The sequence below is a fragment of the Streptomyces sp. cmx-18-6 genome (assembly GCF_046548915.1).
Taxonomy (GTDB): Bacteria; Actinomycetota; Actinomycetes; order Streptomycetales; family Streptomycetaceae; genus Streptomyces.
The window spans coordinates 141,007-160,431 of record NZ_JAEBEP010000010.1 but is presented as its reverse complement, the minus strand read 5'-3'; the positions used below and the strand labels follow the sequence as shown (position 1 = coordinate 160,431).

Here is a 19,425-nt window from a genome sequence, read left to right as displayed (position 1 = left end):
GTGGCCCGGCCCGGAGTTCTCCGGGCCGGGCCACGATCTCAAAGGGCCGGGTCAGGCGGACGGGGTGGCGGCTTCTCCGGAGGCGGTCCGGGCGGACGAGGTGGGGGCCTCCGCGGAGGCGGTCCGGACGGACGACGTGGGGGCCTCCGCGGAGGCGGTCCGGGCGGCCGCGAAGTCCGCGGCGGTCCACGCCATGCCCACCGCGCCGTCCAGCAGGGCCTGTTCGGCCGCCGGGGAGATGGCCGCCGCGACGAACTCGGGCTCGTGCGGCCCGCAGGCTCCCCCGCTGATGTCCAGCACCGGGTGGATGGACGGCACCACATGCGAGACGTTGCCCATGTCCGTGCAGGCGAAGGGCGGGCGCTCGACCGGTTCGGCGCGGCCGAGCTCCCGGGCGTTGGCGCTCCAGAGCCGGATCAGCTCCGGGTCGCCCCGGAAGTCGAGGTAGTCGGGCTCGGGGCGCTCCAGGGCCACTTCGCAGCCGGTGGCGAGTGCGCCGGCCCGGAAGCAGTCCTCGACCCGCTGCCGCAGCTCCCGCAGGTCCTCGGCGGCGAGGGCGCGGATCTCGTACGTGGCCGTGGCCAGGTCGGGTATCACGTTGGGCGCGGTCCCGGCCGCCGTGGTGACGCCGTGCACCCGCCACTGGGGCGGCAGTTGCTGACGGAGCAGCCCCAGGGCGACCTGGGCGACCGTCAGCGCGTCGGCGGCGTTGCGGCCCTCGTGCGGGTTGAGACTCGGGTGGGCGGAGCGGCCGGTGTAGGTGACGTCGAGGGTGCCGAGGGCGAAGGAGCGGAAGTCCGCGAGCTCGAAGGGGCAGGGGTGGACCATCATCGCCGCGTCCACGCCGTCGAACGCACCGGCGTCCAGGAGGAGCGCCTTGCCCGCCCCGCGCTCCTCGGCGGGCGTGCCGAGAACCCTGACGGTCAGGCCGAGTTCGTCGGCGTACGGGGCGAGGCCGAGGGCCGCGCCGACTCCGGCGGCGGCGATCAGGTTGTGGCCGCAGGCGTGTCCGAGGCCGGGCAGCGCGTCGTACTCGCAGGCGATGGCGACGGTGACCGGCCCGGAGCCGATGGTGGCCCGGAACGCCGTCTCCAGGCCATGGGCGGGTGCGGTGACCTCGAAGCCGTGGGCGGCCAGGAGTTCGGCGCACAGGGCGGCGGAGCGGTGTTCCTCGAAGGCGGTCTCCGGATCTGCGTGGATGCGCCGGCTCAGGTCGAGCAGATCCTTGGAGCTGCTCATGACCGCGTCCCGGACGGCGGCCCGCAGGGTGTGGAGCCGTTCGTCGGCCGCTTCACCGGCCCGCGACTCGGGGCGTTCGGTCCGGGGGACGGTCATGGTCTCTCCTGGCGGTCCTGACCGCCCTCGGACGGTCGCGTGCACTGTCCCGCATACGTTAACTTAGGCTTACCTAAGTGCATACCGGGAGTCCGGTGGCCCGGTGTCCGTTGTCCTTCAGGGGAGTCGTCACACACATGCATGAGCGTCCGAACCGCCCGACCAGCTCTTCGGCAGCGCAGCCCGGTGGCGCCCCTTCCCCGCCTTCCCCCTCCCCGGGACTTCCCCTTCTGGCCGCTCAGTCGGGCATCTACTACGCGCACCAACTGTCGCCGCTGGGGACGGAGTTCAACACGGCGGATTGCGTGGAGATCGACGGGCCGCTGGACGGCGGCCTGTTCGCCGAGGCGCTCGTACGGACCGTGGGCGAGGCGGAGACGCTGGCCCTGCGGCTCTCCGACGCCGACGGCGCACCGGTGCAGTACGTCACGGACGCCGCCGATCCCGTCGTGCACCGCCTCGACCTGACGGAGGAACAGGCCGAGGCGTGGATGCGGGAGGACCTGGCCCGGCCGGTGGACCTGGCCGCCGCCGGCGCGCTGATGACGCAGGCGCTGATCCGGGTCGGGGAGGGCCGCCACTGGTGGTACCAGCGCGTCCACCACATAGCCGTCGACGCCTACGCGCTCTCGCTGATCGGCCGCCGGGTGGCGGAGCTGTACTCGGCCGCCGTCGCCGATGAGCCCGCGCCCGGGGGCAGGTTCGCCCCGCTGAGCGAGCTGACCGGCGACGAGGCGGCGTACCTGGCCGGTGAGGAGTACGACCGGGACCGCGCCTTCTGGGCGGAGCGCATGGCCGGGTACGCCCCCGAGGCCGCCCGCCCCGATGCCGATGTCCCTGGCGGCGGTGACCTCCTCCACCGGGTCACCGACCTCCCCGCGAGCGCCCTGGACCGGCTCTCCCGGGCGGCACGCGTGGCCAGAGCGACCTGGGCCGAGCTCGTGGTCGCCGCGACCGCGGGCCATCTGCACCGGCTCACCGGGGCCCAGGACGTGGTGCTGGGCCTCCCGCTGACCAACCGGCGCGGACCGGCGGCCCTGCGCACCCCCGCCATGACGGTGAACGTGCTGCCGCTGCGGATCGCCGTACACCCGCGGGACACCGGGGCCGAGCTCGTGCGCCGGGTGGTGCTGGAGATCCGCGAGGTCCGCCGCCACCAGCGCTACCCGCAGGCCGACCTGCGCCGCGATCTGGCCCTGGAGTCGGCCGACGTGCCGCTGACCGGCCCGATGGTCAACATCAAGCCCTTCGACGGCGCGCTGGACTTCGCCGGACTCCCCGGCACCGTGCGCAACCTCGCCGCCGGCCCCGTGGAGGGCCTCGCGGCCGGCGCGGCGTCGGGGCCGGACGGCGGCCTGCGGCTCACCCTGGACGCCAACCCCGCCGCGTACGGGGAGACGGGACTCGCCGCCCACGAGGAGTCGTGGCTGCGCTATCTCGACGGTCTGGCCGAGCTGCTGCTCACCGACCCGGACCGGCCCGTGGGCACCCTGGACCTGCTCAGCGGCGACCAGGTGCGCGAGGCCACGGCCGGCCGCACCGAGCCCGCCGCCGAACTCACCCTCCCCCAGTCGTTCGCCGCCCGGGCCGCGCTGACGCCCACGGCCGTCGCCGTGCGCTCGACGGCGGCGGGCACGTTCCGGGGGGCCGGGGAGACGGATGACGCCGCCGGCGCCCCGGCCGGAGCCGAGGCGGCTGCCCGCGCTGTCTCCGGTGCCGCCGCCGCTTCCGGAGCCGTGCTCACCTTCGCCGAACTCGACGCCGCGTCCGACCGGCTGGCGCACCTGCTGGCCGGACACGCGGCCCCGGGGGACACCGGCGCCACGGTGGCGCTGGCGCTGCCCCGGACCGCCGACATGGTCGTGGCGCTCCTCGCCGTCCTGAAGGCGGGCCTGGTCTGCCAGCCGCTCGACCTCGGCCACCCCGCCGCCCGGACGCTGGCCGTCCTGGAGGACGCCCGGCCCCTCTGCGTCGTCGGCACGGCCGCGACGCTCGCCGCGCTGCCGGCCCACGGGCTGCCCACGGTGGCACTCGACGAGCCCGCGACGGCCGCCGCCCTCACCGCCCGCCCCGCTGGGCCGCCCCCTGCCGGACCCGCACTCGGCGACCCCGCCTATCTCATCCACACCTCCGGTTCCACCGGACGCCCCAAGGGCGTCCTCGTCAGCCACGCCTCACTGGCCAATCTCGGCGCGGGCCACCTCACCGACCACATCGCCCCCGCCGTCGCCCGCACCGGCCGGGACCGGCTCCGGGTCGCCCACAGCGCGTCGTTCGCCTTCGACGCGTCCTGGGACCCGCTGCTGTGGATGGTCCACGGGCATGAGCTGCATCTGCTGGACGACGCTGCCTACCGGGACCCCTCGGTCCTGACCGCCTACGTCGACGCCCACCGCGTCGACTACCTCGACGTCACCCCTTCCTACGCCGAGGCGCTCATCGCCGAAGGGCTGCTGGACGAGGGCCGCCACCATCCCGCCCATCTGGTCGTCGGCGGCGAGACCGTGCCCCCGGCCCTGTGGGAGCGGCTGACCGCCGCCGACGCCGTGCACCCGGTCAACCTCTACGGGCCGACCGAGACGACCGTCGACGCCTACCACTGGCTGCCCGGCGACTCTCCGGCCCGCCCCGAGGGCAGACCCGTGCGCGGGTCGCGTGTCTACGTCCTGGACTCCTCCCTCCGTCCGGTGCCCGCCGGTGTGACCGGTGAGCTGTACGTCGCCGGGGCCTGCCTGGCCCTCGGCTATCTGGGCCGCCCCGACCTGACCGCCGAGCGGTTCGTCGCCGACCCGTTCGGCGGGCAGCACGGCGCGCCCGGTGGCCGGATGTACCGCACCGGGGACCTGGTGCGCCGCCGCGAGGACCACACGCTGGAGTTCCTCGGGCGCAGCGACGACCAGGTGAAGATCCGCGGCTTCCGGATCGAACTCGGGGAGATCCAGGCCCGGCTGGCCGCACATCCGCAGGTCGCGGCGGCCGCCGTCATCGCCCGCGACAGCGGCCACGGCAAGCGGCTCCTCGCCTACGCGGTCCCGGTGCGGGCGAGCGCGCGAAGCGAAGCCAGGACCGGGGCCGAAACCGAGGCCGGCTCCCCCGCGCAGGCCGCCGAACCGCCCACCCCGAACGCCCTGCGCGACCACCTGGCCGCCGCCCTGCCCGAGCACATGGTCCCCGCGACCGTGACGCTGCTCGACGCCCTGCCCCGTACGGCGAACGACAAGCTGGACCACCGCGCGCTGCCGGACCCCGAACCGCTCTCCCCCGCCATCGGTGCGGAGGTCGCCGGTGAGAGCGGCCCGCACACCGAGATCGTGCGAGGGCTCTACGCCGACGTCCTCGGTATCGCGGAGCCCCCGGCCGCCGAGGCCGGTTTCCTCGACCTCGGCGGGCACTCCCTGCTCGCCGCCCGGCTGGCAGCCCGCATCCGCGAGCACTTCGGCGTTCCGTTCACCATCGCCGACGTCTTCCGACACGCCACCCCGGCGGCCATCGCGGCGCAGATACGCACCCGCAGCGGCGCGGCCACCGCGTCCCTGCCGCTCTCCCCGCTCCCCCGCACCGGTCCCCTCCCCCTGTCTCCGGCCCAGCAGCGGCTCTGGTTCCTCCACCGCCTCGAAGGCCCCAGCCCCACCTACAACATCCCGCTCGTCCTGAGCGTCAACGGCCCCCTGGACCGGGACGCGCTCCAGCTCGCCCTGCACGATCTGGCGGATCGTCACGAGACACTGAGAACGGTATATCCGCCCACTGACAACGGGCCGGGACCGGACGGGGACAGCACCCCCCACCAGCTCATCCTTCCCCCGGGGCATGAGGCGGCCCGTCCCGTGCTGCGTCTCGCGGAGCCCGGCAGCGACCTCACCGAGGCGGTGCGGCACTGCTTCGACCTGGCAGCGGAGCCGCCGCTGCGCACGGTCCTGTTCAGCGACTCCCCGGCCCACCACACCCTGCTCCTGCTGCTGCACCACATCGCGGGCGACGGCGCGTCCACCACGCCCCTGGCCCGCGACCTCGCCACCGCCTACACCGCCCGCCTCGCGGGCCGCGCCCCGGAGTTCACGCCGCTGTCCGGCCAGTACGTCGACCACGCCGCACGGCTCCAGCGGCTCCTGGGGACCCCCGCCGCGCCGACCCCGCTCGCCGAGGCCCAGCTCGCCCACTGGCGCGAGGCGCTGGCGGGGCTGCCGGACCAGCTGGAGCTGCCCACCGACCGACCCCGGCCGCCGGTCGCCACCTCGGCGGGCGACACCGTCCCGTTCGCCCTGGACGCGGCCGCGCACGAGGCGCTGCGCCGGCTGGCCAGGGCGCACGGCGCGACGGTCTTCATGACCGTGCAGGCGGGCCTGGCCGCCCTGCTGACCCGGCACGGCTGCGGCGCCGACATCCCGATCGGCACCCCGGTGGCGGGCCGCGACGACGACGCCACGGCCGGGCTCGTCGGCTTCTTCACCAACACCGTGGTCCTGCGCACCGACACCTCGGGCGACCCCGGCTTCGGGGACCTCCTCGACCGGGTGCGGGCGACGACGCTCGCCGCGTACGAACACGACGCGCTGCCGTTCGACCACCTGGTGGAGGCGCTGAACCCGCCGCGCTCGCTGGCCCGGCACCCGCTGTTCCAGGTGATGCTGGCCTGGCAGTCGATCGCGGACGGGCCCGCCGCGTTCGGTCGGGACGCCACCGCGCGGCTCGCCGCCGTGCCGTCCGGCACGGCCAAGTTCGATCTGACCCTGAACGCGGGCGAGTTGGCCGGCGGCGGGATCGCCGGGTTCCTGGAGTTCCGCACGGATCTCTTCGACCGGGCGACCGCGCAGGCGCTCGTGGACCGGCTGGCCCGGCTGCTGACCGCAGCCGCCGAGCAGCCACAGACCCCGGTCGGGCTGCTGCCCGTGCTCGGTGAGGACGAGGTGCATCGCGCGCTGGTGGAGGCCAACGGGGTTCCTGCCGCCCGGCCGGCGCCGCGCACGCTTCCCGAGGTGTACGAGGCGGCGGTGCGCCGTCACCCGGACCGGGTGGCCGCGAGCTGCGCGGGCGACTCGCTGACGTACGCGCAACTCTCCTCGCGTGCCCAGTCGTTGGCCCGGCTGCTCGCGGCCCGTGGCATCGGCCCCGGCTCCATCGTGGCCCTCGCGCTGCCGCGTTCGCTGGATCTGGTGGCCGGGCTGCTGGCGGTGTCGCTGTCGGGCGCGGCGTATCTGCCGATGGACCCGGACTACCCGGCGGACCGCCTCGCGTACATGCTGGAGGACGCCCGGCCGGCCGCGGTGATCACGGACGCGGCGACGGCGGACCGGCTGCCCGCGCACGACCTCCCGCTGATCACGGTGGACCAGGCGGCGGGCTACCCGGACGGGCCGGTCGGCGACGCGGACCGGACCCGGGCGCTGAGCGCCGAGGACCCGGCGTACGTCATCTACACCTCGGGTTCCACCGGCCGCCCCAAGGGGGTCGTCGTCACCCAGCACAATGTGACGCGGCTGATGACGGCGACCGAGCACTGGTTCGCGTTCGGTCCGCACGACGTGTGGACGCTGTTCCACTCCTACGCCTTCGACTTCTCGGTGTGGGAGCTGTGGGGCGCGCTGCTGTACGGCGGCCGGGTCGTCGTCGTACCGCATCTGACGAGCCGTGACCCGCAGGCATTCCTGCGGTTGTTGGCCGACGAGCAGGTCACCGTGCTCAACCAGACGCCGTCCGCCTTCTACCAGCTGGCCGCCGCCGACCGGGAGGCCCCGGGGCACAACCTGGCACTGCGGTATGTGGTGTTCGGCGGTGAGGCGCTGGAGCTGGGACGGCTCGCGGACTGGTACACGCGCCACCACGAGAACGCGCCGAAGCTGGTCAACATGTACGGCATCACGGAGACCACGGTCCATGTCTCCTACCTGGCGCTCGACCGGGAGACGGCCGCCTCCGCCGTCTCCAGCACCATCGGGGTCAACATCCCCGATCTGCGCGTCTATGTGCTGGACGACCGGCTCCAGCCGGTGCCGCCGGGCGTCACCGGTGAGATGTACGTCGCCGGCCAGGGCGTGGCCCTCGGCTATCTGGGGCGGCCGGACCTGACGGCGGGGCGCTTCGTCGCCGACCCGTTCGCCCATCTCTTCGGGGAGAGCGGGAGCCGGATGTACCGCTCGGGCGACCTCGCCCGGCGGCGTGCGGACGGGGCGCTGGAGTACTTCGGGCGCGGCGACCAGCAGGTGAAGATCCGCGGGTTCCGCATCGAACTGGGCGAGATCGAGGCCGTGTTGGCCACTCATCCGAAGGTCGCCGATGTGGCGGTCGTCGTGCGCGAGGACGTGCCCGGCGACAAGCGGCTGGTCGGCTACGTCGTTCCCGCGCCGGGCGCCGGGCCCCTCCCGGCCGAGCTGCGCGAGCACGCGGCGGCGAGCCTGCCGGTGCACATGGCGCCCTCGGCCGTGGTGGTGCTGGACCGGCTGCCGCTGACCGGCAACGGCAAGCTGGACCGCAAGGCGCTGCCCGCGCCGGGCGTTCCGGTGGGCGGCGGGGGCCGGGCTCCGCGCACCGTGCGCGAGGAGCAGCTCTGCTCGATCTTCGCGGAGGTGCTGGGGCTGCCGTCCGCCGGGGTGGAGGACAATTTCTTCGATCTGGGCGGCCATTCGCTGCTCGCGGTGCGCCTCGCGGGGCGGATCAAGTCGGCGTTCGGCATCGAGGTGTCGATCGGCACGGTGTTCCAGGCCCCGACGCCCGCCGCGCTCGACGCGGCGCTGGACGTCTCCCGCGAGGAGGACCCGCTGGACGTGCTGCTGCCGCTGCGGCCGGCCCGCCCGGGCGACCGCTCCCCCGTCCACTGCGTGCACCCGGCGGGCGGTCTGAGCTGGTGCTACGCGGGGCTGATCCGCCATCTCCCGGCCGATGTGCCGATCTACGGGCTCCAGGCCCAGGGCGTCGGCGCGGCGACGGCACTCGATCCGCTGCCGACCACGCTGGAGGAGCTGGCCGCCCACTACGCCTCCCGCATCCGGGAGGTCCAGCCGGAGGGACCGTACCGGCTGCTCGGCTGGTCGACCGGCGGGATCATCGCGCACGCCGTCGCGGCCCACCTCCAGGAGGCGGGCCAGGAGGTCGAGTTGCTGGCGATCCTGGACGCGTATCCCGCCGAGGGCTTCCGCGACCTGCCGGTGCCCGACCGGGCCGAGGCGCTCGAATCGCTGCTCACCATGGGCGGTTACGGTCCCGAGAGCCTCGGGGACAAGGAGCTGACCACGGCGAACGTGGTGGAGGTGCTGCGCCGCGAGGGCTCCCCGCTGGCCGCGCTGTCCGCCGCGAAGATCGAGGCGCTGGGCGAGGTGTACCTCAACACCAACGACCTCGTACGGGCCTACGAACACCGGGTGTTCCGGGGCGATGTGCTGTTCTTCCGGGCCACGGTGGACACCATCGACGACACCCTGACGCCTCAGACCTGGACCCCGTACGTGAGCGGGCGCATCGACAACACGAACGTGGCCTGCTCGCACAAGGACATGACCCTGCCCGAACCGATCGCGCACATCGCCCGCGTGGTCGCCGACCGACTCACCGAGCTGGAGAAGTGACACCGATGAGTGACGCACCCGCCAACCCCTTCGACGCGGAAGGGCAGTTCCTCGTCCTGACCAACGACGAGGGGCAGCACTCGCTGTGGCCGCTGTTCGCGGCGGCGCCCGCGGGCTGGGCGACGGCTCACGGTCCGTGCGCCCGTCAGGAGGCGCTGGACTGGATCAGCGCGCACTGGGCCGGCCCCGTCGCCGCCACCGCCCGGTGAGCGGGCTGCTGATCCGGCCCCGGATACGTCCCCGGGTCGCCGTCGTCCTCGTCTACACGGCCGCGATGTGCATGAACGGCCTGGACTCGACGATCGTGAACCCGGCGCTCTTCACGATCGCGGGCGACTTCGACCGCCCGCTGTCGGCGGCCAACACCGTCGAGACGGCCTTCCTGGTCGCGCTCGCGGTGGGGCTGCCGGTGGCGGGCTGGCTGGGCGACCGGTTCGGGACGAAGCGGGTGTTCCTCGGGGCGCTCACCGCGTTCACGATCGCCTCAGCGGTCTGCGGTCTGGCTCCGGACCTCAACACGCTCGTGGTCGCACGGGCCGTACAGGGCCTGGCCGGCGGGCTGTTGACGCCGGTCGGGATGACGCTGCTGTTCCGGGCGTTCCCGCCGCACGAGCGGATGAAGCTGGCCAAGGTGCTGATCGTGCCGACGGCGCTGATGCCCGCGCTCGGTCCGCCGCTGGGCGGGCTCCTCACCGAACACCTCTCCTGGCACTGGCTGTTCTTCGTGAACGTGCCGATCGGCGCGGCGGCGGTGCTGCTGGGCGTCGTCGGTCTTCGGGAGCATGTGGAGGGCCCGGAGGGGAAGTTCGACACGGTGGGCTTCTGGCTGGCCACGCCGGCGCTGGGTCTGCTGACGTACGCGCTCGGCTTCGGCCCCTCCCAGGGCTGGACCCGCCCCGCCGTGGCCGTCAGCGCGGCCCTCGGTTCCGTCCTGCTGGTGGCCGCGGTGTTCCACCAGGTGCGCGCGAAGACGCCGTTGCTGCGGCTGCGGCTGCTCGCCGACCGGGTGTACGGGTCGGCCTCCGCGCTCGCCGGGGTCACGGCGGCAGGGCTGATGGGCGTGCTGTTCGTCTTCCCGCTGCTCTACCAGGCGAGCCTGGGCGCTTCGGCGCTCGACGCCGGGCTGAGCGTGTTCCCGGAGGCGGTCGGGCTGATGCTGGCCTCGCAGGTGGTGGACCGGCTGCTGCCGCGGCTCGGCCCCCGGCTGCTGACCGTGCCGGCGCTGCTGATCGCCGCGGCGGTCTTCGCGACGCTCGCGGTGCCCGGGGTGGCGGAGAACGCCTGGAACGTACGCGGGTTGATGTTCCTGATCGGTCTGGTGCTCGGTACGGCGGTGCTCACCGTGCAGATCTCCGGGTTCGAGTCGATCGGGCCGGCCGACATGGGCCAGGCGATGGGCCTGTTCCAGATCGTCCGCACACTCGGCGGCGCGCTCGGCATCGCCGCCTGCGCCGCCGTGATCGGCGGCGGCCATGTCACGGAGGCCGTGGACCCGGGCCCGTACCGTACGGCGGTCTGGGTGACGGCGGCGCTCGTCGCGGCCGGGGCGGTCATCGCGCTGCGGCTGCCGCGCGAGGCCCCGCAGCCGCCGCCGTTCGACGACGAGGACGGGCCGCCGCCGGGCGAGGGCCTGGCGGCGGACGAAGCGCCGAGCGTCAAGGGCTGAGGTACGCACGGCTGGAGGGGGCGGGGAGGCATCCGGAGGGGGGATGCCGCCCCGCCCCCTCCTGCTCGTTCCCGTGCCGCCGGCGGCCGGTGACGCCCGGCGGTCGGCGGGGCGGGGAGGCGGACCTCGGTCCCCGGCGGCCCTGGGGGCCTCGCGCATGGTGCGGCGTCCGACGACAGGGGCCGCCGCTGGGCGGACGGCCGGTGCGGTGGGCGGACGTGGCCGCCGCGTACGGGCGCACGCCCGCACCGCTCAGCCGCTGGAACGAGCCGGTCGGCGCGGACGGCCCCCGCCCGGACGGCGGCCGTTCGACGACGGGCCCTACTCCGGGCCGAGCAGCGCCGCCAGCCCGTCCGCGAGGCCGCCGCGCCAGCAGGCGTAGTCGTGGCCGCCGTTGAACTCCCGGTAGCGCACGTCGTATCCGCGGGCCCGCAGAACGTTGCGGAGCCTGCGGTTCTCCTCCAGCAGCATCCACTCCTGCCGGCCGACCTCCAGGTGGAGCGTCACCGGCCTGCGCTCGGCCCAGGCGTACTGCCCGGTGAGCCATTCGCCGCCGCGTTCGTCGTCGGGCCACCAGAAGGAGCCGGACTGGGAGAGGGCGAGGCCGAAGCGGTCGGGCCGCTGGAAGGCGGCGAAGGCGGCGGTGAGGCCGCCCGCGCTCTGGCCGGCGATGACCGTCCGTGCGGGGTCCGCCCCGGCCCCGCACTCCCGCTCGGCCCACGGCAGCAGGGTGTCCGCGAGCCAGTCGACGAACGGGGCGCTGCACGCGAGGTCCTGCATGCGGCGGCCCATGGTGTCGACCAGGACCGCCACGGTGGGCGGGAGTTCGCCATCCGCGTGCAGGTTGTCGAAGATGTCTCCGACGCCGAGGACCGGCCCCCACATCTCACCGTCCAGGAGCACGGCGAGCGCGTACGGGCCGGCGTCCGGGCGGTGTCCGGGCGGGAGGTGGACGGTGATCCGGCGGCCGTCGACCTCGGCGTCGAGCGTCCGCCCCCGGTCCACGTCGTCGCGGCGCCGGGTGCGCGACTGGTCGGGGGCTTCGGGGAGTTCGAGTACGGAGGCGGGGTTGCGGCCGTCGCGGGAGGGCAGCGGGGCCCCGGTGTTGAGCGGGTCGGGCTCGGCGTGGTCGAGCACCTTGAGCCAGGAGGGGCGGTCGGCGCGCAGGGCGTCCTCGCGGGCGCCGGCGGTGGCGTGGAACTGGTACGAGGCGCGGTGGTCGGTGCGCAGCCGGTGGCTGATGGCCCAGACGCCGGTGCCCGTGAGCCGGGTCATCAGGTGCGGGGCGAGGTCGCCGGCGTGCCGGTCCTTGTCGGTGACCGTGTGGACCAGGGCCAGGACGTGGGTGGCGGGGCGCTCGGGGTCCTCGCGGCGCACGAAGGTGACCAGCCGGTGATCGGCCTCGCCCTCGGGGTCGGGCTCGACGAGCGGGGCGCCGGTGGCCTTCACGTACCGCCAGAACGCCTCCTCGGCGTCAGGCTTCCCTTCGCGTACCTCCTCGAGAAGCGTACGCAGCAGGGGGCTTCGCACAGTGGTCACCTCAAATCCGGTCGGTCCCGCCGGGGCGGGAGGGGCGGTGGGGTCGGTCGGCGGTGCGGGCGGGTTGCGGCGCGGCGGGTAGGTCATGTGCGGGCCGCCTTTCAGACGCGGGTGGCGGCGGAGCGGCCGAGGAGCACCCAGAGCAGGAACGGGCCGCCGAGGACGGTGGTGACGATGCCGACCGGGAGTTCGACGCCGTCGAAGACGATGCGGCCGAGGGTGTCGGCGGCGACGACCAGGACCGCGCCGGTGAGCATCGAGCCGACCAGCGGGACCCGCAGGGGGCCGGCGAGCCGGGAGGCGATGACCGGGGAGGCGAGCGCCACGAAGCCGACCGGTCCGCAGATGCCGACCGCGAGGCCCGCGAGGGCGACGGCCAGCAGCAGGGAGATCGCGCGGACCCGGCCGGGTGCGGAGCCGAGGGAGGAGGCGGTGGCGTCGTCGAAGCGCAGGATGCCCAGGTGGCGGGCGACGGCGAGGCTGATCGGGACCAGGATCGCGAGGCCGATGAGGACGGGTACGGCGACGGAGTAGCTGCGTCCGTTGAGGCTGCCGGAGGTCCACACGTACAGCGAACTCGCCGAGGAGAGGGAGCGGCGGGAGAGCACGACCTGGGTGATGGCGGAGGCCAGTGCGGACATGGCGAGGCCGACGACGAGGACGCGGTAGCCGCGCTGTCCGAGGCCGCCGGAGACGGTGGTGACGACGATGACGGCGACCAGCGCGCCGATGGGACCGGCCCACCAGGCGCCGAACGTGCCGGTGGCGCTGAGGGTGACGGAGAGCAGGACGGCGGCGGTGGCCCCGTCGTTGACGCCGAGGAGTTCGGGGGTGGCCAGGCGGTTGCGGGCCAGGGTCTGGGTGAGGCAGCCCGCGAGGCCGAGCGCCGCGCCGGCGGTGATTCCGGCGACGATGCGGCCGAGGCGGAAGTTCTGGACGAGCAGGACGTCGAAGCGGTCGCCCTGGCCGAGGACCGCGCGGAAGGTGCGGCCGACGCCCATGTCGCTCTGGCCCGCGTAGGCGGAGAGGACGACGGCGAGCACGAGGGCCGCGGCGAGGGCGGTGGCGGCCACCGCGGCGCGCCGGGTGACCAGCAGGGACAGCGGGCCGCGGCGGACGACGAGGGTGTCGGGCGGACGCACCCGGACGGCCTTGGGGGTACGGCCCTTGGGGCGGGGCAGGGAGATCCTGAAGCGGCGGGGGCGATCGGGTGCGCGTTCCTCGGTGGCCGGTTCCGTCATGCCCATCGAGGCCAGTTGTTTGGAGCGGACGATGGCGATGAGGACGGGCGCGCCGATGAGGGCGACGATGACGGAGACGGGTGCTTCGAAGGGCCGGGAGACCACGCGGGCGGCGACGTCGGAGACGGTCAGGACGCAGGCGCCGATGAGTCCGGCGAGCAGGAGTCTGGCGGCCAGCCGGGTGCCCGCGATGGCCCGGGCGAGGAAGCCGGCGAGCAGGCCGAGGAAGGAGATGGGCCCGGCGAGCGCGACGGCGGACGCGGTGAGGAGGGTCACGCCGACCGCGACGACCGTGCGGATGACGGGCGGCCGGTGGCCGAGGCTGCGGGCCAGGTCGTCGCCGAGCGCGAGGGCGGAGAGCGGGCGGGCGATGAGGAGGGCGACGAGGAATCCGACGACGAGGACGGGGGCCAGGCGGCCGATCTCTCCGAAGCCCTCGACTCCGGCGAGCGAGCCGAGCACCCAGAAGCGGAATCTGTCGTAGGTCTCGGCGGAGTTGACGACGATGACGCTGGTGAGGCCGCCGAAGGTGGCGCCGAGCGCCGCTCCGGCGAGGACCAGCCGCATGGGGGAGCCGCCGCCGCGCCGTCCGGATATGAGCAGGACCAGGCCGCTCGCGACCACCGCTCCGACGAACGCGCAGACCAGGTAGGCGTAACCGGAATCGAAGCCGAGGAGCGCGATGCCGGCGACGACGCCGAGCGACGCGCCCGCGTTGACGCCGAGCAGACCGGTCTCGGCGAGCGGGTTGCGGGTGACCGCCTGGAGCAGGCATCCGGCGACGCCGAGGGCCGCGCCGACGAGCAGCGCGGTGAGGGTGCGCGGGAGGCGCAGGTCGCCGACGACGAGGGAGAGGCGGGCGTTGTCGCGGGCCCCGTCGCGGTTGAGCAGGTAGTCGAGCACGCCGCCGACGCCGACCTCGCCCGCGCCGATGGAGAGGGACAGACCGGTCAGCAGCACCACGGCCAGGGCGAGACCGGCGACGGCGAGCACCACGGTGCGCCGGCCGGCGGACGGCGCGTCGGGGGCCTTGGCCCCTTCCGCGGCGGTTTCCGTGCCCGGGCCGGATGCGGCATCGGGTCCCGGCGGGGGGCCCGAAGCGGGTCTGGAGCCGGGTGCCGAAGCGGCTTCCCCCGTTTCGGCGGGCGAGGTCTTCGCCTCCCGGCCCGTTTCCCCTCCGTCCAACTGAGCGGTCGAAGCGTCATGTTCGGGAGCCGAGGCCGTGGTCCCCGTGCGCGGCGTTTGCATAAGGTGAGGCTAACCTAACCGTATAGAGACGACTCGACACCCTTCTGGGCGGTCGAATTGATTTAGGTTACCCTTACCTAACGACCAGGGAGGTTGCTCATGCCTGAGCACATACCGGGCGGAAGTGGCGAGTTCGACGGCCGCACTGCTCTGGTTACCGGTGCCGGACAAGGCATCGGAGCTGCGGTGGCGCGGCTGCTCGCCACGCTCGGCGCTCAGGTGGCAGCCACCGACCGCGCGGAACACGGCATCGAGGCGCTGGCCGCCGACTGGGCCAGGCGGCAGGAGAAACTGCCGGCGGGCGAGCGCTCCGCGGGCCGCCTGGAGCCCTATGTGATGGACGTCACCGACCGGAGCGCGGTGCAGGACACCGTGGGCCGGGTCGAGCGCGAACTCGGCCCGGTGGACCTGCTGGTGAACGTCGCGGGCATCCTGCGCACCGGCGCGGCCACCGAGCTCTCCGCGCAGGACTGGGCGGACACCTTCGCGGTGAACGCCACCGGCGTCTTCCACACCTCCCAGGCCGTCGCTCCGCTGATGGCCGCCCGCGAGAGCGGCTGCATCGTCACCGTCGGCTCCAACGCCGCCGGGATCCCGCGCACCGGCATGGCCGCCTACGCCGCCTCCAAGGCGGCCGCCGCCATGTTCACCAAGTGTCTGGGTCTCGAACTCGCCCGCAGCGGCGTACGCTGCAACGTCGTCGCCCCCGGATCCACGGACACCGCGATGCAGCGCGGGCTGTGGAGCGACCCGGGCGCCGAACAGCGCGTGATCGACGGGGACCCGGCGACGTACCGCACCGGCATACCGCTGGGCCGGATCGCCGAACCCGCCGACATCGCCGACGCGGTGGCGTTCCTCGCCTCGGACCGCGCCCGCCACATCACGCTTCAGGAGCTGTACGTCGACGGCGGCGCGACCCTGCGCTGACCGGCGTCCCCGCACGTTCCCTCCGCACCACCACACCCTCCCATCCAGCCCCCCGCACCCCGCTGACGGGACCATCGAGAATGGAGTCCCCGTGTCGACGGCATCCCAGGTCGCCACGCACGTTTCCCCGGCCGATCCGGCCCACCCCTCCGTAGGAGCGGCCACCTCGCTCCTGGACGCCTACGCACCGGGCGACCACTTCCTCGCCACCCCCGGGCGCACCCTGCTCGGGCGCGGGTCCGGACGCCATGTCCCGCACGACGAAAGACCGTTGACACAGCGGGTGGACGCCACCCTGGCCGAGGCACTCGCCGCCGGACAGGACGCGCCCGTGGTGATCGGCGCCATCCCGTTCGACCACACCGCAGCGGCCGCGCTCAGCGTGCCGGCGTCGGTGCGCACCGCCCCGCCCCTCGCCTCCGACCCGCTCATCGCCCTGCCCGCCGACCTCTCCGCGGGCGTCGAGTGGCGGATACGGCCGGTGCCCGAGCCCGAGGTCTACGGTGCGGGCGTCGCCGCCGCCGTGGCCCGCATGTGGCGCGGCGAGTTCAGCAAGGTGGTGCTGGCCCGCACCCTGGAGCTCACCTCCGACGCACCGCTCGACCTCCCGGCGATGCTCCAGCGCCTGGCCCGTCGCGACCCCTCGGGCTACACCTTCGCGCTGCCGACCGGCCCCGGCCGCACCCTGATCGGCGCGAGCCCCGAACTCCTCGTCTCCCGCCGGGGAACCCAGGTCGTCGCGAACCCGCTCGCCGGGTCGACCCCGCGCAGCGCGGACCTCGCCGAGGACGTGCGCCGGGCCGCGACGCTGCTGGAGTCCGTGAAGGACCTGCACGAGCACGCCGTCGTCGTGGACGCCGTCCACCAGGCGCTCGCCCCGCACTGCAACGGGCTGACCGTCCCTGCCCGGCCGACGCTGATCCGCACGGCCACCATGTGGCACCTGTCCACCACCGTGACCGGCACGCTGCGCTCCCTGGACACCTCGGCGCTGGAGCTGGCCGTCGCGCTGCACCCGACGCCCGCCGTGTGCGGCACGCCGACGCAGACGGCCCGTCAGGTCATCGCGGAGACCGAGCCGTTCGACCGGGGGTTCTTCACCGGGGTGGTCGGCTGGGGCAACGCCGAGGGCGACGGCGAGTGGGTCGTCACGATCCGCTGCGCCGAGGCCGAGGAGCGCACGTTGCGCCTCTACGCCGGGGCGGGCATCGTCTCCGCCTCCGAGCCCGAGGCGGAGACCGCCGAGACCGCGGCCAAGTTCCGCACCTTCCTCAGTGCCGTGGGAGCCGAGCTGTGAGTACGGACGCGACGCCCACCTGGCCGGCGGAGTTCGCCGAGAAGTACCGGGCGGCCGGCTGGTGGCGCGGGGAGACCTTCGGCGAGATGCTGCGGCAGCGCGCCGAGGAGCACCCGGACCGGGTCGCGATCGTCGACCCGGCGGCGGGGAGCCGGTGGACGTACGCCGATCTGGACCGGCGCGCCGACCGGCTGGCGGCGGGCTTCCTCGCCCGGGGCATCGCCAAGGGCGACAAGGTGGTGGTGCAACTCCCCAACATCGCCGAGTTCTTCGAGGTGATCTTCGCGCTGTTCCGGATCGGCGCGCTGCCCGTCTTCGCGCTGCCCGCCCACCGCGAGAGCGAGATCGCGTACTTCTGCGAGTTCACCGAAGCGGCCGCCTATGTCATCGCGGCCGAGCACGGCGGGTACGACTACCGCGAGCTGGCGGCCAAGACCCGCGCCCGCGTCCCCACGCTGAAGCACGTGTTCGTCGCCCAGGGCGATCCGGGCCCGTTCGAGGCGCTGGCCGAGGTGGCCGAGGAGCCGGTCGGCTACGGCGGGCCCCGCCCGGACGACCTGGCCTTCCTCCAGCTCTCCGGCGGCAGCACCGGCGTGCCGAAACTGATCCCGCGCACCCACGACGACTACATCTACTCGCTGTGGGGGTCCAACGAGATCTGCGGGGTCGACGAGGACAGCGTCTATCTGTGCGTCCTGCCCGCAGCGCACAACTTCCCGCTCTCCTCGCCCGGTTCACTCGGCACGCTGTACGCCGGAGGCCGTGTGGTGCTGTGCCCGCAGCCCTCGCCCGAGGTGGCCTTCCCGATCGTCGAGCGCGAAGGCGTGACCATCACCGGTCTGGTGCCGCCGCTGGCGCTGCTGTGGACCGAGGCCGCGCCCGGCACCGCGCACGATCTCAGCACCCTGGACGTGCTGCTCGTGGGCGGCGCGAAGTTCAGCGAGGAGGCGGCCCGCCGGGTGCGGCCCGCGCTCGGCTGCACCCTCCAGCAGGTCTTCGGCATGGCCGAAGGGCTCGTCAACTACACGCGGTTGGACGATCCGGTCGAGACCATCGTCACCACGCAGGGCCGGCCCATCTCCCCCGACGACGAGATCCTGGTCGTCGACGACGAGGACCAGGAGGTGGCCCCCGGTGCGACGGGCCACCTGCTGACCCGGGGCCCGTACACGATCCGCGGCTACTGGAACGCCCCTGAGCACAACGCCCGTTCCTTCACCGAGGACGGCTTCTACCGCACCGGCGACGTCGTCCGGGTCACGGAGAGCGGCCATATCGTCGTGGAGGGGCGCGCCAAGGACCAGATCAACCGGGGCGGCGAGAAGGTCGCCGCCGAGGAGGTGGAGAACCACATCCTCGCCCACCCGGCCGTGCACGACGCCAACGTGGTGGCCGAACCGGACCCGTATCTGGGCGAGCGCGTCTGCGCGTACGTGATCCTGCGCTCGGGCGCGGGTCCGCTGAAGGCGGTGGCGATCAAACGGTTCGTACGCGAACGGGGCCTGGCCGCCTACAAGGTGCCGGACCGGGTCGAGTTCGTGGACGCGTTCCCGCAGACCGGGGTGGGCAAGGTCTCCAAGAAGGACCTGCGCAACGCCGCCGCCCGCAACCCCGCCCCGCCCTCGCCCGCCGTGCCCTCCTCCTCGCCCGGCACCGCCCCCGTCCCCTCCTCCCCCGCCCCCTCTCTCGAACGTTCCCGCTGAACGTTCCGGCGACTTCGAACGGAACCCTCTCCACCATGGCTCTGCCCGCCATCACCCCCTACCCCATGCCCGCCGCCGGCGAGCTGCCCGCCAACCGGGTCGACTGGACCGTCGACCCGGCGCGCGCCGTGCTGCTGGTCCACGACCTCCAGAACTACTTCCTGTCGGCGTACGACCGGCAGGCCGCACCCGTGCCCGAACTGCTGTCCCACGTGGCCGAGTTGAAGAAGGACGCGGCGCGTCTGGGCGTTCCGGTCCTCTACACCGCCCAGCCCGGCGGCCAGAGCGCCGAGGAGCGCGGTCTCCAGCAGGACTTCTGGGGACCGGGCCTGCCCGCCGACGAACACGCGGCGGCCATCGCGGACGAGGTCGCGCCCGAGGACGGCGACACCGTCATCACCAAGTGGAAGTACAGCGGATTCGTCCGCACCGATCTGCTGGAGCGGCTGCGCGAACAGGGCCGCGACCAGATCGTCCTCACCGGCGTCTACGCCCATATCGGCGTGCTGATGACCGCGTGCGACGCCTGGATGCAGGACATCCAGGCGTTCGTGGTGGCCGACGCGGTCGCGGACTTCTCGGCCGACGACCACGCGATGGCGTTGCGCTGGGCGGCCGGCAAGTGCGCCGTCGTCACCACCGCCCGAGCCGTCTTCGAAGGGAAGTGACCGCTGTGGCCCTGACACTGGACCAGCTGCGCGCCGACGTCGCCGACATCCTCGGCGAGGAGCCGGAGGAGATCCCGCTCGACGAGAACCTCGTCGACTACGGGCTCGACTCCGTCCGTCTGATGTCCCTGGCGGCGGCCTGGCGCCGCGACCACGGGATCGAGGTGGCCTTCGCCGACCTCGCCGAGAAGCCGGCCCTGGAGGCATGGGCGCCGCTGCTCGGCGTGACCGGCTGAGCG

General features: G+C 74.1%; 11 protein-coding genes. 8 read left to right on the top strand and 3 right to left on the bottom strand.

Annotated elements, in window-relative coordinates:
* Nucleotides 1-51: 51 nt before the first annotated feature.
* Nucleotides 52-1,335, bottom strand: coding sequence for a M20 family metallopeptidase (locus tag ACLJPL_RS23515; protein ID WP_411082885.1), 1,284 nt, complete (start codon nucleotides 1,333-1,335; stop codon nucleotides 52-54).
* A gap of 137 nt (nucleotides 1,336-1,472) precedes the next feature.
* Here ACLJPL_RS23515 and ACLJPL_RS23510 point away from each other — a divergent pair, with 137 nt between their 5' ends.
* Genes ACLJPL_RS23510 through ACLJPL_RS23500 form a run of 3 tightly spaced genes read left to right on the top strand, consistent with a single transcriptional unit; the run spans nucleotide 1,473 to nucleotide 10,560 of the window.
* Nucleotides 1,473-8,894 (top strand): amino acid adenylation domain-containing protein, encoded by a 7,422-nt coding sequence (locus ACLJPL_RS23510; protein WP_411082884.1) that lies wholly within the window; start codon nucleotides 1,473-1,475, stop codon nucleotides 8,892-8,894.
* A 5-nt stretch (nucleotides 8,895-8,899) separates the two neighbouring features.
* Nucleotides 8,900-9,103, top strand: a complete 204-nt coding sequence (locus ACLJPL_RS23505) for an MbtH family NRPS accessory protein (RefSeq protein WP_411082883.1) — start codon at nucleotides 8,900-8,902, stop codon at nucleotides 9,101-9,103.
* The gene (locus tag ACLJPL_RS23500; RefSeq protein WP_411082882.1) at nucleotides 9,100-10,560 is read left to right on the top strand and encodes a DHA2 family efflux MFS transporter permease subunit; all 1,461 of its coding nucleotides are present in this window, start codon (nucleotides 9,100-9,102) and stop codon (nucleotides 10,558-10,560) included. The genes ACLJPL_RS23505 and ACLJPL_RS23500 overlap by 4 nt, the downstream gene beginning before the upstream one ends.
* Nucleotides 10,561-10,881: 321 nt before the next feature.
* Here ACLJPL_RS23500 and fes read toward each other — a convergent pair whose 3' ends face one another.
* Together fes and fhuB are read right to left on the bottom strand one after the other, a co-directional pair.
* Nucleotides 10,882-12,186: an enterochelin esterase gene (fes, locus tag ACLJPL_RS23495; RefSeq protein ID WP_411082881.1), complete on the bottom strand. Its 1,305-nt coding sequence runs from the start codon at nucleotides 12,184-12,186 to the stop codon at nucleotides 10,882-10,884.
* Between the two features lie 14 nt (nucleotides 12,187-12,200).
* Nucleotides 12,201-14,588 (bottom strand): Fe(3+)-hydroxamate ABC transporter permease FhuB, encoded by a 2,388-nt coding sequence (gene fhuB / locus ACLJPL_RS23490; RefSeq protein ID WP_411082880.1) that lies wholly within the window; start codon nucleotides 14,586-14,588, stop codon nucleotides 12,201-12,203.
* Between the two features lie 99 nt (nucleotides 14,589-14,687).
* Here fhuB and ACLJPL_RS23485 point away from each other — a divergent pair, with 99 nt between their 5' ends.
* From ACLJPL_RS23485 to ACLJPL_RS23465, 5 genes are all read left to right on the top strand, one after another.
* Nucleotides 14,688-15,518: a 2,3-dihydro-2,3-dihydroxybenzoate dehydrogenase gene (locus ACLJPL_RS23485; protein WP_411082879.1), complete on the top strand. Its 831-nt coding sequence runs from the start codon at nucleotides 14,688-14,690 to the stop codon at nucleotides 15,516-15,518.
* Between the two features lie 91 nt (nucleotides 15,519-15,609).
* Nucleotides 15,610-16,815, top strand: a complete 1,206-nt coding sequence (gene dhbC / locus ACLJPL_RS23480; RefSeq protein WP_411082878.1) for an isochorismate synthase DhbC — start codon at nucleotides 15,610-15,612, stop codon at nucleotides 16,813-16,815.
* Nucleotides 16,812-18,518, top strand: a complete 1,707-nt coding sequence (locus tag ACLJPL_RS23475; RefSeq protein WP_411082877.1) for a (2,3-dihydroxybenzoyl)adenylate synthase — start codon at nucleotides 16,812-16,814, stop codon at nucleotides 18,516-18,518. Before dhbC ends, ACLJPL_RS23475 begins: the two co-directional genes overlap by 4 nt.
* Nucleotides 18,519-18,553: 35 nt before the next feature.
* Nucleotides 18,554-19,186 carry an isochorismatase family protein gene (locus tag ACLJPL_RS23470; protein WP_411082876.1) on the top strand — a complete coding sequence of 211 codons (633 nt, stop codon included), beginning with the start codon at nucleotides 18,554-18,556 and terminating at the stop codon, nucleotides 19,184-19,186.
* A gap of 5 nt (nucleotides 19,187-19,191) precedes the next feature.
* On the top strand, nucleotides 19,192-19,422 hold the full coding sequence (locus tag ACLJPL_RS23465; protein WP_018515030.1) for a phosphopantetheine-binding protein: 231 nt from the start codon (nucleotides 19,192-19,194) through the stop codon (nucleotides 19,420-19,422).
* Nucleotides 19,423-19,425: the final 3 nt, after the last annotated feature.

Coding starts and splice junctions, on each gene's coding strand:
- ACLJPL_RS23510 (WP_411082884.1), top strand. CDS start 1,473: ATGCATGAGCGTCCGAACCGCCCGACCAGCTCTTCGGCAGCGCAGCCC.
- fhuB (WP_411082880.1), bottom strand. CDS start 14,588: ATGCAAACGCCGCGCACGGGGACCACGGCCTCGGCTCCCGAACATGAC.
- ACLJPL_RS23515 (WP_411082885.1), bottom strand. CDS start 1,335: ATGACCGTCCCCCGGACCGAACGCCCCGAGTCGCGGGCCGGTGAAGCG.
- fes (WP_411082881.1), bottom strand. CDS start 12,186: ATGACCTACCCGCCGCGCCGCAACCCGCCCGCACCGCCGACCGACCCC.
- ACLJPL_RS23485 (WP_411082879.1), top strand. CDS start 14,688: ATGCCTGAGCACATACCGGGCGGAAGTGGCGAGTTCGACGGCCGCACT.
- ACLJPL_RS23505 (WP_411082883.1), top strand. CDS start 8,900: ATGAGTGACGCACCCGCCAACCCCTTCGACGCGGAAGGGCAGTTCCTC.
- ACLJPL_RS23470 (WP_411082876.1), top strand. CDS start 18,554: ATGGCTCTGCCCGCCATCACCCCCTACCCCATGCCCGCCGCCGGCGAG.